Below are 15,118 nucleotides of genomic sequence, written 5' to 3' on the forward strand. Positions count from 1 at the left end.
GGACTGATGTTTGAAGCGCTCTGGGGTTGGCCCCCGCCCGTTCTCGATCCCGCCGGGCCCTATGCCAGCAGCGTCACGACGCTGACTTGGGTGCTGGTGGCGATGGCGGTGGTCGTGACCGCCATCGTGGTGGTCGCGCTGTGGGTCGCGGTAAAGGGCCCACCGCATCTGAAATCGAAACTGGGCGGCGAACGCACCATCTGGATCGGCGGCATCGCCTTTCCCGGCGTGGTGCTGACCGCGCTTCTGGTCTGGGGGCTGACGCTCACCGCCTCGCTGTCGCACGACATCACGGGAAGCGAGATGCGGATCAGGGTCACGGGCGAAATGTGGTGGTTCCGCGTCGAATATCTGGATGCCGCGGGCAATGTCATTCTGGAAGACGCGAACGAGATCCATCTGCCGGTGGGCCGTCCGGTGGTGCTCGAACTGCGCAGCGCCGACGTGATCCACAGCTTCTGGGTGCCGCATCTGTCGGGCAAGAAGGACATGATTCCGGGCCGTACCAACCTGCTGCGCATCCAAGCCGACCGCGCGGGCGAGTTCGGCGGTATCTGCGCCGAATATTGCGGCGGGCCGCATGCGTTGATGGGCTTTGCCGCCATCGCCCGCCCGCCCGCCGAATGGTCGCAGTGGATGCGTTCGCAGCGCCTGGCCGCGGCGGGGCCCGCGCGCGGCTTGGCGGACGATCCGGGGCGGCAGCTTTTCATGGCAAGCGGCTGCGGCGCCTGTCACCGGGTGGCCGGAACCCTGGCCAATGGCGAGGCCGGGCCAGACCTGACCCGCATCGGCAGCCGCCTGACGCTGGGCGCGGGCATCCTGCCCAATAATCGCGGCACGCTGATGGGGTGGATCGGCGGCGCGCAATCGATCAAGCCGGGCAACCGGATGCCCGGCTACAGCATGCTGTCCCCAGCCGAGCTTGAGCAGATCGCCGTATGGCTGGAGCAGCAGAAATGAAATCCGAGACGGGGTTCGACCACGATCTCTATCGCCTGTTCCCCACCCATCACCCCCGGCCCGAGGGCGAGGTGGAGGAGCTGGAGAAGATCTGGGCCAATCCCAAGGGCTGGGGCCTGCTGACGGTCGTCAACAACAACTATGTCGGCTTCTTCTATGTCGCCACCGCCTTCCTGTTCTTCCTGCTGGCGGGCATCCTCGCGCTTGGCATGCGGGTGCAGCTGGCGGCCCCGCTGCTGGAGGTACTGCCGCAGGACACCTACAACCAGTTCTTCACCATGCATGGCACGGTGATGATGTTCCTGTTCGCCGTGCCGATGGTGGAGGCGCTGGGCGTGATGCTGCTGCCGCAGATGCTGGCGGCGCGCGACCTGCCCTTCCCGCGCCTGTCCGCCTTTGCGTTCTGGGCCTATTTCGTCGGCGGGCTGTCCTTCTTCGCATCGCTGTTCGTGGGGCTCGCGCCCGAGGGGGGCTGGTTCATGTACCCGCCCCTCACCTCCATCGCCTTCAGCCCCGAGATCAATGCCGATTTCTGGCTGCTGGGCATCGGCTTCATCGAGATTTCGGCCATTGCCGGCGCGATCGAGATCATCGTCGGCGTGCTGCGCACCCGCGCGCCCGGCATGACGCTGGACCGCATGCCGATGTTCGCGTGGGCGATGCTGGTGTTCGCTGTGATGATCATCGTGGCGTTCCCCAGCGTGATCCTGTGCACCCTGCTGCTGGAGATGGAGCGCGCGTTCAACTGGCCGTTCTTCGATCCCACGCGCGGCGGCGATCCGCTTCTGTGGCAGCACCTGTTCTGGTTCTTCGGCCACCCCGAGGTCTATATCATCTTCCTGCCCGCCGCCGGCTTGATGAGCATGATGGTCGCGACCGTCGCGCGCACGCCCCTGGTGGGCTATCGCCTCAACGTGCTGGCGCTGGTGGCCACGGGCTTCATCAGCTTTGGCGTGTGGGCGCACCACATGTTCTCGACCGGCATGCCGCGCGTCTCCACCGGATATTTCAGCGCGGCCAGCATGGCAGTGTCCCTGCCGGCGGGTATCCAGGTGTTCTGCTGGATCGCCACGCTGGCCGCGGGCAAGATCCGCTGGTCCACGCCCGCGCTGTTCGTGGTGGGCAGCATCGTGGTGTTCACCATGGGCGGGCTGACCGGCGTGATGGTCGGCATGGTGCCGTTCGACTGGCAGGTGCACGACAGCTATTTCATCGTCGCCCACCTGCATTACGTGCTGATCGGCGGCATGGTGTTCCCGATGTTCGCGGCGTTCTATTACTGGAACGGCATGACGTCGAAGAACGCGCTGTCGGAACGGCTTGGGCGCTGGATCTTCTGGCTGATGTTCACCGGGCTGCATATCACCTTCCTGCCGATGCACCTGACCGGCTTCATGGGCATGCCGCGCCGCGTGTATACCTATCTGCCAGGTCGCGGCTTCGACACGCTGAACCTGATCTCGACCGTGGGCGCCTTCGTGCTGGCGACGGGTGTGCTGCTGTTCCTGATCGATCTCGCCCGCCGCTTCCGCTTCACCACGGACGAGGATGCGGGCAATGTCTATGGCGGGGGCACGCTGGAATGGCTGCCGACGGGCATGTATTCGACCCGCTCGATCCCGCTGGTGCGCAGCCGACAGCCCCTTTGGGACGATCCCGATATCGGCGACGACGTGGCCGAGGGGCGCTATTTCCTGCCCAATAGCGCGACCGGCCTGCGCGAGACGCTGATCACCAGCCCGATCAATGCCGAGCCGCAATATCTGCAGCTGATGCCCGGTCCTTCGGCCTGGCCCTTTGCGGCGGCGGTGTTCACCGCGTCCTTCTTCCTGTCGCTGACCGTGCAGGGCTATCTGTTCGCGTCGCTCAGCGGCGTGATCGCGGTGTTCTGCACCCTGCGCTGGCTGTGGGAGACCGACCGCCCGATCGACCAGAAGACCGCCGATATCGGCGCGGGCATCACCGTGCCCATCGCGATCACCGGCCCGTCCAGCCATGGCTGGTGGGCGCTCAACACGCTGATGGTGGTGATGGGCATGATCGGCCTGATGGCGGTGTTCGGCTATTTCTATCTGTTCGGCATTCACCCGGAGGTCTGGATCGCTCCCCCGCCGCTGTGGCAGACGATTGCGATCATGGCCTTGCTGGCGCTGGCGCTGCTGGCCGCATGGGGGTCGCGCAAGACGCTGGCCCTGCACGAACCGGGCTCGTTCGCTGGACAGAGGCCGTGGCTGCTGGCCGCCATCGCCAGCCTGCTGCTGGCGGGCGCGCTCTATTGGGATGTCACCGGCTGGCAGGCGGCGGGGCTGGACCCGGTTGCGACCGGACATGGCGCGATCGTATCCGCCCTGATGGCGCTGCAGGGCCAGACCGTGGTGACCGCGCTGATCATGGCAGGCTATCTCGGCTATCGCAGCGGGCGCGGGCTGGTGCTGGCACCCACCAATGTCACGCTCGACATCGTGGCGCGGTTCATCGGTTATGTCGCGCTGCAGGGGTTGGCCTTTGCCTGCGTCACGCGCCTGTTTGCGGGAGGGTGACGGTGACTTCCGATTTCCACACACGGCACGACTGGCGCACGCTGGCGATCGCACTGACGATCTGGACCGGCCATTTCATCGTCGCCTGGCTGGCCAGCATCATCTTTCCCGACCAGCCCATCGCGCGCTGGATCGCCGCGGCCCTCACCGTGCTGTGCCTTGCGGCGCTCTACCTGTTGTGGTCGCGCAAGGCACGCCCGCCGCTTCGTTCGGTGGCCGGGCTGGGGATCGCGCTTTCCGCGGTAGGGGTCGCATACGGCACCCTCCCCGCGGTCATCGGCTAGGTCACACCATGTCCTCGGGCCGCACGGTGCGGTCGAAAGTCTCGGCATCGACGAGTTTCAGTTCAAGCGCGGCTTCGCGCAGACTCTGGCCGCGTTCGTGGGCATGTTTGGCGATCTTGGCGGCATTGTCATAGCCGACCTCGGGCGCAAGCGCCGTCACCAGCATCAGCGACCGCCCGACCAGTTCGGCGATGCGCTCGCGGTCGGCCTCCATCCCCTGGACGCAGCGGCGGGCGAAGCTGTCCATGGCGACCGCCAGCAGGTCGATGGAACGCAGCACCCCCGCACCGATCAGCGGTTTGAACACGTTCAGCTCAAACGCGCCCTGCAGGCCCCCGACCGTCACAGCCTGGTGGTTGCCGATGACCTGCGCCGCCACCATTGTCAGCATTTCGCACTGGGTGGGATTGACCTTGCCCGGCATGATCGAACTGCCCGGCTCATTCGCCGGAAGCTGCACTTCGCCAAGCCCCGATCGCGGCCCCGATCCCAGCCAGCGAATATCGTTGGCGATCTTGGTAAGCGACACCGCCAGCGTCGACAGGCTGCCCGACATCTGCACCAGCGGATCGTTGGAAGCCAGCGCTTCGAAACTATTCGCGGCAGGCTCGAATTCGGTGCCGGCTATCGTGGCGATCGCGCGCGCCATGTCGGACGCGAAACCCTCTGGCGCGTTGAGCCCGGTGCCGACCGCGGTGCCGCCCTGCGCAAGCCTGCGCAGATCGGGCAGTGCTTGCTCGATACGCCCGCGTCCGGCGCGCAGCTGGTGGGCATAGGCGGAAAACTCCTGCCCCAGCGTCAACGGCGTCGCATCCTGCAGATGGGTGCGCCCGATCTTCACGATGTCGCCCCACGCCTTTGCCTTTTCGTCCAGCGCATCAGCCAGCAGGTCGAGGGCGGGGAGCAATTGACGCTCGACTTCCAGAACAGCGGCCACGTGCAGCGCAGTCGGAAAGCTGTCGTTCGAGGATTGGCCCTTGTTGACGTGATCGTTGGGATGCACCGGGCTCTTGCCGCCGCGACCTTGGCCCAGGATCTCGTTCGCGCGGCCCGCGATCACCTCGTTCACGTTCATGTTGGTCTGGGTGCCGCTGCCGGTCTGCCAGATGACCAGCGGAAACTGATCGTCATGCTTGCCCGCGACGATTTCACCCGCGGCCTGTTCGACTGCGTCCGCCAGATCGCCGGGCAGGCCGTGCGCGCGATTGACCCGCGCCGCCGCCAGCTTGACCATGGCCATCGCGTGCACGACCCCAAGCGGCATGCGTTCGCGTTCGGCGAAGGGAAAGTTTTCAATGCTGCGCTGGGTCTGCGCGCCCCAATAGGCGCCTGCCGGCACGTCGATCGCGCCGATGCTGTCGGTTTCCTGCCGGGTTTGCGTGTCGGTCAAGTTTCTTCTCCTGCTCGGCGGGTTCGGGGCGCCGACGGGCGGCGGCTCCGCCAATCTTCGTCCTGCCCGTCCAACGTGTTGACGCGCGGGTCGGTCCCGGATGGAAAAGGCTGGAACGTCTGTGCGCGTCAAACGTCGGTCAGATAAGCAAACCGAAAACAGGAGGATGGCAAATGGCCGACAACGACACCGACAACAGCAGGGACGGACTGCGTCCCGACCAGAAGCCCGCGAACCAGACCGGCGTGCAGAGCGGCAACGTGAAGCAGCGCAGCGGACACGAACCGAAGAACACCGATCTTGCGCGCGGAAGCGAGCCCGAGACCCGCGGATCGAGCCAGCAGCGGGGATGAGAAGGTCCTGCCGGACGATCGTGTCATGAACGATAGCGCAGACAAGGCGCAGGATCGGGAAGACATGGTCCGGCTTCAGATAGCCGGCCGGGGGATCGAGGACGAGCGTGTGCTTTCAGCCATGCGCTCGGTCCCCCGGCACGCTTTTGTGCCCCATAATCTTGGCGAGTTCGCGTATCAGGACGGTCCCCTTCCCATCGGCGAGGGCCAGACGATATCGCAGCCCTATATCGTGGCCGCCATGATGGAAGCGGCACGGATCGAACGTGCCTCCAAGGTGCTGGAGATCGGTGCCGGCAGCGGATATGCCGCCGCCGTGGCGGGCAAGCTTGCCGCGCAGGTCATTGCTGTCGAACGTCACCATACGCTCGTCAATTCCGCCCGCGAGCGGATGCGCGCACTTGGCTATCACAATGTCGATATCCGCGAAGGCGATGGATGTGATGGACTAGCCGAAGAAGCGCCCTTCGATGCCATTCTCGTGGCGGCGGGCGCTCCGGTCGTTCCCGAAAAGCTGAAGGAGCAGCTGAAAATCGGCGGGCGCCTGGTCATTCCCGTCGGTGACGAGCGGCTTCAGGAACTGCAGGTCATCCTGCGCGAAGGCGAAAACCGATATAGCGAAAAATCCATCGGCAAGGTGCGCTTCGTGCCATTGGTGGGGCAAGGCGCATGGCCCGATCCCGACGCAGCGGATGAGGAGCAGCCGGACAGTACACTGCCCGCGATGATCCGAAAGCAGTCTGTCCCCCTCCCCGATCCGCACGATCCCGACTTTGGCGCCGCATTCGATCGCTATGCCGACCGCAGGATCGTCCTGCTGGGCGAATCTAGCCACGGCACGCGCGAATTCTATCGCGCCCGGGCCGCCATCACGCGCCATCTGGTAGAGAAGCACGGATTCTCGATCGTCGCGGTCGAAGCCGACTGGCCCGATGCCGGCGCGATCGACCGCTTCATCCGCGACCGTCCGTCGCTCGACGGACGAGCGGAGCCCTTCGCACGCTTCCCTCGCTGGATGTGGCGCAATCCCGAAATCGCCGAACTGGCACGCTGGCTGCGCGACCGCAATCGTGGCCTCGACGAAGATTCGAAAACGGGTTTCTACGGCCTCGACCTCTATAACATGACCGCATCGATCGATGAGGTGCTGGCCTATCTCGACCATGTCGATCCCGACGCAGCGGAAGTCGCGCGCGAGCGATACGGCTGCCTGACCCCATGGCAGCACGATCCCGCCAGCTACGGCCGGTCCGCCCTGTCGATGGGCTTCGCGCAATGCGAGAGCGACGTCGTGTCGCAGCTGACCCAGCTGCTGGAGCAAAGGCTGGAATACGAGGCTTCGGATGGCGCCTATTTCCTGGATGCCGTGCAGAACGCGCGGCTGATCGCCAGTGCCGAGAAATATTATCGCATCATGTATTACGGCGGTAGCGAAAGCTGGAACCTGCGCGACAGCCACATGTGCGACACGCTCACCCATCTGCTCGACCATGGCGGGCCCGATGCCAAGGCGGTGGTATGGGCGCACAACAGCCATATCGGCGACGCGCGCGCGACCGAAATGGGGCGCAGCGGCGAACATAATCTGGGCCAGCTGTGCCGCGAACGCTTTGGCGATGATGTCGTGTCCATCGGCTTCGGCACGCACACCGGCACGGTATCGGCGGCATCGCGCTGGGGCGGTGAGCGCGAGGTGAAGCGTGTCGCCCCCTCTCGCGAGGACAGCTATGAACATCAGTTCCATCTGTCGGGCTGCGACCGCTGCCTGCTGGATCTTGGGCCCTCGCTGTCCGCCGATCTGCGCAGTGCGCTGGAAAAGCCGCGGATCGAGCGCTTCATTGGCGTGATCTACCGGCCCGAGACCGAGCTGCTCAGCCATTACAGCGAAGCGGTCCTGACCGATCAGTTCGACGGCCTCGTATGGTTCGACACGACCACGGCCCTGGAACCCCTGCCCGAAAACCCCGTTAGCTTGGATGACGACGCAGCGGGGGCGGTGCCGGACACCTTTCCCTTCGGCGTCTGAACGCATCATCGACCGCCACCACCATGCAGGAGGGACCGCCATCTCGTCCGCCGAAAGCCAACAGCGCCAGCCAGCAATATTGCCATATTGCTGATGGAGGGCGAGCTTTCCCTGGTCCAGGTCCTGTTGCTTGCGCTGCTGCCCACCCTGGGCACGGTGCTGGGCGTGCTGCTGGCGGAATGGCGCAGGCCCCCCGGATGGCTGACAGGCGGCGCGCTGCACATGGCGGCGGGCCTGGCGACGGCGGTCGCCGCGATCGAGCTGATCCCCCGCTCTCAGGACCGGACCGAGACCTGGATCATTGCAATCGCGCTGCTCGTCGGTGCCTGCGTTTCGCTGGGCTTCTATCGCATATCGCTGCGGATGCAGGGCGGGGCGAACGGCCATTCGCTGATCTGGGGCGCCTATACCGCGATCGCCATCGACCTGTTCAGCGACGGGCTGATGACCGGCGGCGGCAGCGCGGTCGAGGGGGATCTGGGCGTGCTGCTAGCGGCATCGCAGGTGGTCGGAAATCTGCCGGGCGGCTTCGCCATTACCGCCGGGTTCCGCCATGCCGGCTTCGACCGGGACAAGCGGCTGAAGGCGGCGCTGTCCTATCCGATCGTGCCGGTGATCGGGGCCGCCGTCGGTTTTCTAGCGCTGAACGGCGCGGGCGACATGCTGACCGGCTTCGTGCTGGCGCTGTTCGCGGGTCTGCTGATCACCGCCACGGTCGAGGATCTGGTTCCCGAGGCGGACCAGCTCGGCGCCCCGCGGCGTATCTCGAGCCCTTCCTTTGCAGTCGGCTTCGTCCTGCTGCTAATGATGTCGGCCTATCTGGCCTGACCCCCAACCGGAGCCGCTGCCTTGAACAAGACCGACACCCAGACCGAGATCCACGGCGCCTGCGACATCCTGGACCGTCTGCGCGATCTTGCGCAGGACGAGGACGACGTGCCCATCGGCGACGTGATCGAGGCGATGGGAGCGCGCAGCTTCGGGCCGTTCATCATGCTGCCCGCGCTGATCGAATTGTCGCCGCTGGGCGCGATCCCGGGCATTCCGACCTTCCTTGCGCTGACCATCGCGCTGACTGCCGCGCAGATGCTGCTGGGGCGCGACCACTTGTGGCTGCCCGGCTTTATCGAGAACCGGTCGGCCAGCAGCCAGCGCGTGCTGAAAGCGACCGACAAGCTGCGCCCGATCGCCGAATGGATGGACCGCTGGTTCCATGGGCGCATGACGCGCTTTGCGAGCGGACCCTTCCCCCGGATCGCGGCAGGCTGCGGCATCGCACTGACGCTGACCGTGCCGCCGCTTGAGTTCATTCCATTCGCGAGTTCCGCCCCGATGCTGGCCATCGCCGCCTTTGGCCTGGCGCTGATCGTGCGCGACGGATTGCTGATGCTGATCGCGGGCGGATTGACGGTGGCGGCCATCGTGGTGGGGACCATGCTGGCCAGCGGGGGATAAGCGTCCCGCCGGGGAGCCGCAACGCCTCGCCCGGCGTGGGCACCGCCCTGCCCTGACCCGCCCGTCCGCGGCCGGACCAAGATCGCGCCGCACACGTTGAACTGGCAAAAGGAGACTTCCATGACCCAGACAACCGAAATGATCCACGAAGACAATCTTCCCGGCCACGAATCCGCGCTGGATCGCAAGCCGCAATGGCAGCCGCGCTATCCAGGATCGGGCCGGCTGAAGGGCAAGACCGCCATCGTGACCGGAGCCGACAGCGGCATCGGCCGCGCCGTCGCCGCACTCTATGCGCGCGAAGGGGCCAATGTGGCGATCGTATATCTGCTGGAGGATGACGATGCGGAGAAGACACGCGCCATCGTCGAGGACGAAGGCAGCGAAGCCATCTGCATCAAGGCCGACATCGGCTCGCAGAAGATGTGCCAGAAGATCGCCGACCAGGTGATCGAGCGGTTTGGCGCGATCGACATATTGGTGAACAACGCGGGCGAGCAGCACCCGGACGACGACATCACCGACATTACCGAGGAACAGCTGCGCCGCACGTTCCAGACCAATATCTTCGGCATGTTCTTCATGACGCAGGCGGTCCGCCCGCATCTGAAATCCGGATCGGCCATCGTCAATTGTACCAGCGTGACCATGTACAAGGGCAGCTGGTCACTGCTGGACTACAGTTCGACCAAGGGCGCGATCACGGCATTCACGCGTTCGCTCAGCGAGAACCTTGTGGGCGACGGAATCCGCGTGAACGCGGTCGCGCCTGGCCCGATCTGGACCCCCCTCAACCCCTGCGGCGGAGCGGACGAGGAAAAGCTGAAGCATTTCGGCGAAAGCACGCCCATCGGCCGCGCGGGCGAACCGAACGAGGTTGCGCCTTCCTTCCTGTTCCTGGCCTGCGAGGATTCGAGCTATATGAGCGGGCAGGTGCTGCACCCCAACGGTGGTATCATCGTCAACGGATAGGCGGCCCACCGCGCTAGATATCGGGCAGGGCCTGGTCGGCGAACCCCCACCCGGCCAGCGTCTTGCCCGATGCGCGTTTCAGCAGTTCGTCAGCATCGCCGATTGTCCAGCGATGTGCATTGTCGATGTTCTTCAGCTCGTTCCAGCCGATGGGCGCGGCCACGGGCGCACCGCTGCGCGCACGCGCCGAATAGGGCAGCACCGCCGTGCTGCCGCGCTGGTTGCGCAGCCAGTCGATGAAGATCCGCCCCTTGCGCTTGGCCTTGCTCATGGTCGCGACGAAGCGGTCGGGCTCGGCCACGCTCAGCGCCTCGGCGAAACGGCGGGCGAAGTCCTTGTGCGCGGCCCAGTCGTGGCCGGTGGTCAGCGGCACCACGACATGCACGCCCTTGCCGCCCGACAGCATGGCAAAGCTGACAAGGCCGATGTCGGCAAGCCGCGCGCGAATATCCTGCGCGGCGGTCTTCACCGCATCGAAGTCCAGCCCCTCGTCGGGGTCGAGGTCGAAGATCATCCGGTCGGGCGCCTCGACATCGGAGGTACGGCTGCCCCATCCGTGGAACTCGATCGTGCCCATCTGCACGCATTGCAGGATGCCGCGCGCATCCTCGACATAGAGGTAATCCTCGGTCCCGCCGTCCTTTTCGGCGATGGGGACATGGCGGACCGCATCGCCAAAGCCGCCGCTGTCGTGCTTCTGGAAAAAGCATTTCTTCGCCCGCCCCTGCGGACAGCGCACAAGGCTGACCGGGCGCCTGGCGGCAAAGGGCAGCATGATGCCGGCAACCGCCCGGTAGTAATCGGCCAGCTCGCCCTTGGTCTGGCCGGAATCGGGAAACACCACGCGGTCGCGGCTTGAAATCTCGACCTCGTTTTCCACCAGCGGAGCCTTGGCGGGTTTTTCCGGGGTAACCTCGTCCGCGTCCTTGTCGGATCGCAAGCCAAGAAAGCTGCCGTGGCGCACATTGCCGTCCGCAGTGAATTCGGCGAACGCGATCTCGGCGACCAGTCTGGGGGTGAGCCAGGTGACGCCCCTGCTCGACGGTTTGTCGACTTCGGCGGGCGGGGTCTTGCGTTCCAGCCGCTTCATCCTGCCCGTCAGCATGTCGAGATCGTCGCCCGAAAAGCCGGTGCCGACATTGCCCTTGTAGACCAGCTCGTCGCCCTCGTTCTGGGCCAGCAGCAAGGATGCGAACGGGCGTCCCTTGGCGCTGCTCTTCTTCCAGCCGATCACGACGAATTCCTGCCGCCGGGTGCATTTGATCTTCAGCCAACCCTTGCTGCGTGCATGGCGATAGGGGGCGTCGATCTTTTTCGAGATGACCCCTTCCTGCCCCGCCTTGCACATCGCGTCGTACAGCTTCTCGCCCGCACCGATGACATGGTCGGCAACGTGAATCGGCGGCGCGGCATCGGCCAGCAGCGCCTCCAGCCGTTCCTTGCGTTCGATATTGGTCAACGCCGCTAGGTCTTCGCCGTTCAATTCCAGCAGGTCGAAGGCGTGGAACTGCAGCGCATCGTCCGCGCCCTGCGATCCGTGCCCGCGCTTCAGCACCTGCTGCAATGTAGAGAAATCGGGATTGCCCTTGCCATCGGTCGCGACAATCTCTCCGTCGATCAGGCAAGGCGGCAGGTCGAGAGCGGCGAGCACCCCGACCAGCGGAGCGAACTTGTCGGTCCAGTCCTTGCCGCTGCGGGTATAGACACGCACCTCGTCGCCTTTCGCAGCCACCATGGCGCGGTAGCCGTCGAATTTTATCTCATGCATCCAGCCATTTCCCGCTGGCACGTCGTCGACCAGCATCGCCAGTTGAGGTTTCCGAAATTCCGGCAGTTTGGCGGCCGACTTGGCGGCACGTTTGCGAGCCGGTTTCGCCTTGACCGCATTGCGCTGAGAAGCCTTTTTCATCTGCGCGGCGAATGCATCGCCGCTCTTGTCCTCCAGCAAATATTCGCCCTTCTTGTCGGCCTCGATCTCCGCCATCGATCGCCCGGTCAGCACGCTGGTCAATTCGCGCTCGACCAGCGCGTCGCCCTCTTCGGCGAATTCATCGTCCAGCTTGCGCAGCAGCCAGTTTTCCCGCTTTTCTCCCGGCTTTTTCTTCAGCCTTATCAACAGCCATTCCCCCTTCATCCGCTCGCCATGCAGGATGAAATGCAGATGCCCCTTCTCGATGTCCCTGGCGCTCTTGCCTTCGATCGGGGCCCAGGTCCCCCTATCCCAAAGCATGACCGTGCCGCCGCCATATTCATCCTTGGGGATCGTCCCTTCGAAGGTGCCGTAGGAGATCGGGTGATCCTCTGTCCGAACGGCCAGCCGCTTGATGTCGGTGTCGGGCGACGGTCCCTTGGTGACGGCCCAGCTTTTATAGACGCCGTCCATTTCCAGCCGCAGGTCCCAGTGCAGGCGGGTCGCGTCGTGCTTCTGCACGACGAATTTCGCCTCGCCCTTCGCCTTGACCGCCTCTCCGCGCGGTTCGGGCGTCTTCGCGAAGTCGCGCTTCGCGTTATATTCGGCGAGGGGGTCAGTCCTTGTCGTCATGGGTTTTCTGCTCCAGCCGCCGTTCTTCCTTGCCGAACTTGTTCTCGACCGTGCGCAGCAGGGTGATGATGGCCAGGCTGGTCACGCTTAGCACGGCGACCAGAGGCCATTGTGCAGCCCCGCAAGCGATGCCCACGATCGTCGCAAGCCACAGATGCGCGGCGGTGGTCAAATTGTGGATGCGGCCCCTGCTGAACACGATCAGCCCCGCACCGATGATCCCGATGAAGGCGCCCGCCGCCTCGAACAGGCGCAGCGGATCCATGCGCTGCCCGTCAAGCTGGTGGTACAGCGCCATGATCGAGATCACCATCGCCGCGGAAGAGACGCAGATCAGCCCATGGGTGCGCATACCGGCGGCATGGCCGCGCCATTCCCGGTCCAGCCCCAGCAACAGCCCCAGTATCGACGCGACCCCGAGGCGGGAGATCATGTCCCACCCCATCCATTGAAGGGGCGTTGCGGCGTTCAGTTCCATGGCGTCAGGCCGACTTCTTCTTCGCGCCTGCGGATTTGGCGCCTGCCGTCTTGCGCTTTGCCGGGGTCTTGCCCGATGCCTTGCCTGCGGGCTTTTCGGCATCGACCGACTTCTTCAGCGCCGCCATCAGGTCGATCACGTTCGATCCGCCCGTTTCGGCCGGCTCGTCCGCATCCTCCAGGATCTTGGCACCGCCCTTGGCCTTGGCCTTCTTGTCGATCAGCTTGCGCAGCGCGTCGACATAGCGGTTCTCGAACTCGGACGCGTCAAAGGGGGCGGTCTTCTTCTCGATCAGGCTGGTCGCAAGGTCGAGCAGCTCCTTGTCCGGCTTGTCGGCCCCGATGTCGGTGAAGAACGCCTGCCCCTTGCGAACCTCGTCCGCATAGCGCAGCGTTTCCAGCAGCAGCCCCTTGCCGCAGGGTTTCAGCGCGACCAGCTTTTCCTGTCCGCGCACGGACAGCTGCCCCAACCCGACCTTGCCTGCCTGGCGCAAGGCGTCGCGCAGCACGATGAAGGCTTCCTCTGCCAGATCGTCGGCAGGGGCGACGTAATAGGGCTTTTCGAAATAGAGCGGATCGATCTCGCACGCGTCGACGAACTGGACCAGTTCAAGCGTGCGCTTGCTCTCGATCTTGACCGCCTCGATCTCGTCCTCTTCCAGGATGACGTAATTGCCCTTCGAGATTTCGAAGCCCTTCACGATCTCGTCCCGGTCGATCGGGCCGATGCCGGGCACCACCTTTTCATAGCTGATGCGCTTGCCGCTGGGTTCGTGGATCTGGTTGAAGCTGATCTTGGCCCCGGTCTTGGTCGCCGAATAGACCTCCACCGGAATGCTGACCAGGGCCAGCCTGATCTGACCCTGCCAATATGCCCTTGCCGCCATCGCGAAGTCCCCTTTCAGCAATTCAATCGCTGGTGGGGGCTAAGGGTTCCTAACAGGCTTTCGGGGGGGGCGTTGCGAGCCTGTGCGGATCGCGCACGCAACTGCATATCGACGGCGCCGGCGCAAGTCGCTAGGGCGTGCGGCATGACGACGACCATCACCATCCGCCGCCCCGACGACTGGCACGTGCATCTTCGCGATGGCGCCATGCTGGACGCGGTGGCGGAATATACGGCGCGCCAGTTCGGGCGGGCGATCGTCATGCCCAACCTGTCCCCGCCTGTGACCACTGTGGCCGCGGCGCAGGCCTATCGCGGGCGCATCATGGACGCGGTGCCGCAGGGCGCGGATTTCATCCCGCTGATGACCTGCTATCTGACAGACGATGCTGATCCGTCCGAGATTGCCCGCGGCTTCCAGGATGGCGTGTTCACCGCCTGCAAGCTCTATCCCGCCAATGCCACGACCAATTCGGCGCATGGCGTGACCGACATCCGCAAGCTGACCCATGTGCTCGAGGCGATGGAGCGCATCGGCATGCCCCTGCTGATCCACGGCGAGGTTACCGACAGCGACGTCGACATCTTCGACCGCGAGGCCGTGTTCATCGAACGCACGCTGGTCCCGCTGGTGCGCGACTATCCGGCGCTGAAGATCGTGCTGGAGCATATCACGACCGCCGACGCGGTCGATTTCGTCGAAGGAAGCGGCCCGCAGGTCGCCGCGACGATCACGCCGCAGCACATGATCATCAACCGCAACGCGATCTTCGCGGGCGGAATCCGTCCGCATAACTATTGCCTGCCCATCGCCAAGCGCGAACGGCACCGGCTGGCGGTGCGCAAGGCGGGCGTTTCGGGATTGCCCAGCTTCTTCCTTGGCACCGACAGCGCCCCGCACGAGATAGGCCGCAAGCAGAGCGCCTGCGGCTGCGCGGGCATCTTCAACGCGCCCTTCGCGATCGAAACCTATGCGCAGGTATTCGAGGAGGAAGACGCGCTGGACAATTTCGAGGCCTTCGCCTCGCTGAACGGTCCCGCCTTCTATGGATTGCCGGTGAACGAGGGGACCGTGACGCTGGAGCGCACCGATCATGTCGTGCCCGGCACGCTGGGCGAAGGCGAAACCTGCGTGGTACCGTTCCACGCGGGCGAGACGCTGCGCTGGAAGCTTGTCGGCTAGCGAAAGACCGGCGGATTTCCAACGGTTTCCGCCGCTTCACCCGCAATTGC

General features: G+C 64.9%; 13 protein-coding genes. 9 read left to right on the plus strand and 4 right to left on the minus strand.

Going from position 1 to position 15,118, the window contains the following annotated elements:
• Positions 1-6: 6 nt before the first annotated feature.
• The 3 genes from A9D14_RS06990 to A9D14_RS07000 are packed head-to-tail and all read left to right on the plus strand — an operon-like array spanning position 7 to position 3,784.
• Positions 7-960 (plus strand): cytochrome c oxidase subunit II, encoded by a 954-nt coding sequence (locus A9D14_RS06990; RefSeq protein ID WP_066844486.1) that lies wholly within the window; start codon positions 7-9, stop codon positions 958-960.
• A complete protein-coding gene (locus A9D14_RS06995; RefSeq protein ID WP_066844494.1) occupies positions 957-3,500 on the plus strand; it encodes a cbb3-type cytochrome c oxidase subunit I in 2,544 nt (847 codons plus the stop codon). Before A9D14_RS06990 ends, A9D14_RS06995 begins: the two co-directional genes overlap by 4 nt.
• 2 nt (positions 3,501-3,502) lie before the next feature.
• Positions 3,503-3,784 (plus strand): hypothetical protein, encoded by a 282-nt coding sequence (locus tag A9D14_RS07000; protein WP_066844496.1) that lies wholly within the window; start codon positions 3,503-3,505, stop codon positions 3,782-3,784.
• 1 nt (position 3,785) lies between these two features.
• Here A9D14_RS07000 and fumC read toward each other — a convergent pair whose 3' ends face one another.
• Positions 3,786-5,174, minus strand: a complete 1,389-nt coding sequence (gene fumC / locus A9D14_RS07005; RefSeq protein ID WP_066844498.1) for a class II fumarate hydratase — start codon at positions 5,172-5,174, stop codon at positions 3,786-3,788.
• A gap of 173 nt (positions 5,175-5,347) precedes the next feature.
• Here fumC and A9D14_RS07010 point away from each other — a divergent pair, with 173 nt between their 5' ends.
• The 5 genes from A9D14_RS07010 (at position 5,348) to A9D14_RS07030 (ending at position 9,980) form a co-directional block, all read left to right on the plus strand.
• Positions 5,348-5,527 carry a hypothetical protein gene (locus A9D14_RS07010; protein WP_066844509.1) on the plus strand — a complete coding sequence of 60 codons (180 nt, stop codon included), beginning with the start codon at positions 5,348-5,350 and terminating at the stop codon, positions 5,525-5,527.
• A gap of 25 nt (positions 5,528-5,552) precedes the next feature.
• The gene (locus A9D14_RS07015) at positions 5,553-7,553 is read left to right on the plus strand and encodes a protein-L-isoaspartate(D-aspartate) O-methyltransferase (RefSeq protein WP_066844512.1); all 2,001 of its coding nucleotides are present in this window, start codon (positions 5,553-5,555) and stop codon (positions 7,551-7,553) included.
• Positions 7,554-7,646: 93 nt separating this feature from the next.
• Positions 7,647-8,381: a ZIP family metal transporter gene (locus A9D14_RS07020; RefSeq protein ID WP_066844515.1), complete on the plus strand. Its 735-nt coding sequence runs from the start codon at positions 7,647-7,649 to the stop codon at positions 8,379-8,381.
• A gap of 21 nt (positions 8,382-8,402) precedes the next feature.
• Positions 8,403-9,008: an exopolysaccharide biosynthesis protein gene (locus tag A9D14_RS07025; protein WP_232468852.1), complete on the plus strand. Its 606-nt coding sequence runs from the start codon at positions 8,403-8,405 to the stop codon at positions 9,006-9,008.
• 120 nt (positions 9,009-9,128) lie between these two features.
• Positions 9,129-9,980: an SDR family oxidoreductase gene (locus A9D14_RS07030; protein ID WP_066844518.1), complete on the plus strand. Its 852-nt coding sequence runs from the start codon at positions 9,129-9,131 to the stop codon at positions 9,978-9,980.
• Between the two features lie 13 nt (positions 9,981-9,993).
• Here A9D14_RS07030 and ligD read toward each other — a convergent pair whose 3' ends face one another.
• From ligD to ku, 3 genes are read right to left on the minus strand one after another with little or no spacing between them, the layout of a single operon-like run.
• Positions 9,994-12,522, minus strand: a complete 2,529-nt coding sequence (gene ligD / locus A9D14_RS07035) for a DNA ligase D (protein WP_066844521.1) — start codon at positions 12,520-12,522, stop codon at positions 9,994-9,996.
• Positions 12,506-12,955 (minus strand): MgtC/SapB family protein, encoded by a 450-nt coding sequence (locus tag A9D14_RS07040; protein WP_332459782.1) that lies wholly within the window; start codon positions 12,953-12,955, stop codon positions 12,506-12,508. The genes ligD and A9D14_RS07040 overlap by 17 nt, the downstream gene beginning before the upstream one ends.
• A gap of 49 nt (positions 12,956-13,004) precedes the next feature.
• The gene (gene ku / locus A9D14_RS07045) at positions 13,005-13,886 is read right to left on the minus strand and encodes a non-homologous end joining protein Ku (RefSeq protein ID WP_066848515.1); all 882 of its coding nucleotides are present in this window, start codon (positions 13,884-13,886) and stop codon (positions 13,005-13,007) included.
• Positions 13,887-14,030: 144 nt separating this feature from the next.
• Between ku and pyrC the strand changes: the two genes are divergently transcribed.
• Positions 14,031-15,068: a dihydroorotase gene (pyrC, locus tag A9D14_RS07050; RefSeq protein ID WP_066844527.1), complete on the plus strand. Its 1,038-nt coding sequence runs from the start codon at positions 14,031-14,033 to the stop codon at positions 15,066-15,068.
• Positions 15,069-15,118 lie beyond the last annotated feature (50 nt).

It is taken from the genome of Croceicoccus marinus (genome assembly GCF_001661675.2).
In the GTDB taxonomy this organism is placed as follows: Bacteria; Pseudomonadota; Alphaproteobacteria; order Sphingomonadales; family Sphingomonadaceae; genus Croceicoccus; species Croceicoccus marinus.

Bases quoted from the DNA above. Each gene is read 5' to 3' on its own strand.
- A9D14_RS07015 (WP_066844512.1), top strand. From the start codon at position 5,553: ATGAACGATAGCGCAGACAAGGCGCAGGATCGGGAAGACATGGTCCGG.
- A9D14_RS07030 (WP_066844518.1), top strand. From the start codon at position 9,129: ATGACCCAGACAACCGAAATGATCCACGAAGACAATCTTCCCGGCCAC.
- A9D14_RS06995 (WP_066844494.1), top strand. From the start codon at position 957: ATGAAATCCGAGACGGGGTTCGACCACGATCTCTATCGCCTGTTCCCC.
- A9D14_RS07020 (WP_066844515.1), top strand. From the start codon at position 7,647: ATGGAGGGCGAGCTTTCCCTGGTCCAGGTCCTGTTGCTTGCGCTGCTG.
- A9D14_RS07010 (WP_066844509.1), top strand. From the start codon at position 5,348: ATGGCCGACAACGACACCGACAACAGCAGGGACGGACTGCGTCCCGAC.
- ligD (WP_066844521.1), bottom strand. From the start codon at position 12,522: ATGACGACAAGGACTGACCCCCTCGCCGAATATAACGCGAAGCGCGAC.
- ku (WP_066848515.1), bottom strand. From the start codon at position 13,886: ATGGCGGCAAGGGCATATTGGCAGGGTCAGATCAGGCTGGCCCTGGTC.
- pyrC (WP_066844527.1), top strand. From the start codon at position 14,031: ATGACGACGACCATCACCATCCGCCGCCCCGACGACTGGCACGTGCAT.
- A9D14_RS06990 (WP_066844486.1), top strand. From the start codon at position 7: ATGTTTGAAGCGCTCTGGGGTTGGCCCCCGCCCGTTCTCGATCCCGCC.
- A9D14_RS07040 (WP_332459782.1), bottom strand. From the start codon at position 12,955: ATGATCTCCCGCCTCGGGGTCGCGTCGATACTGGGGCTGTTGCTGGGG.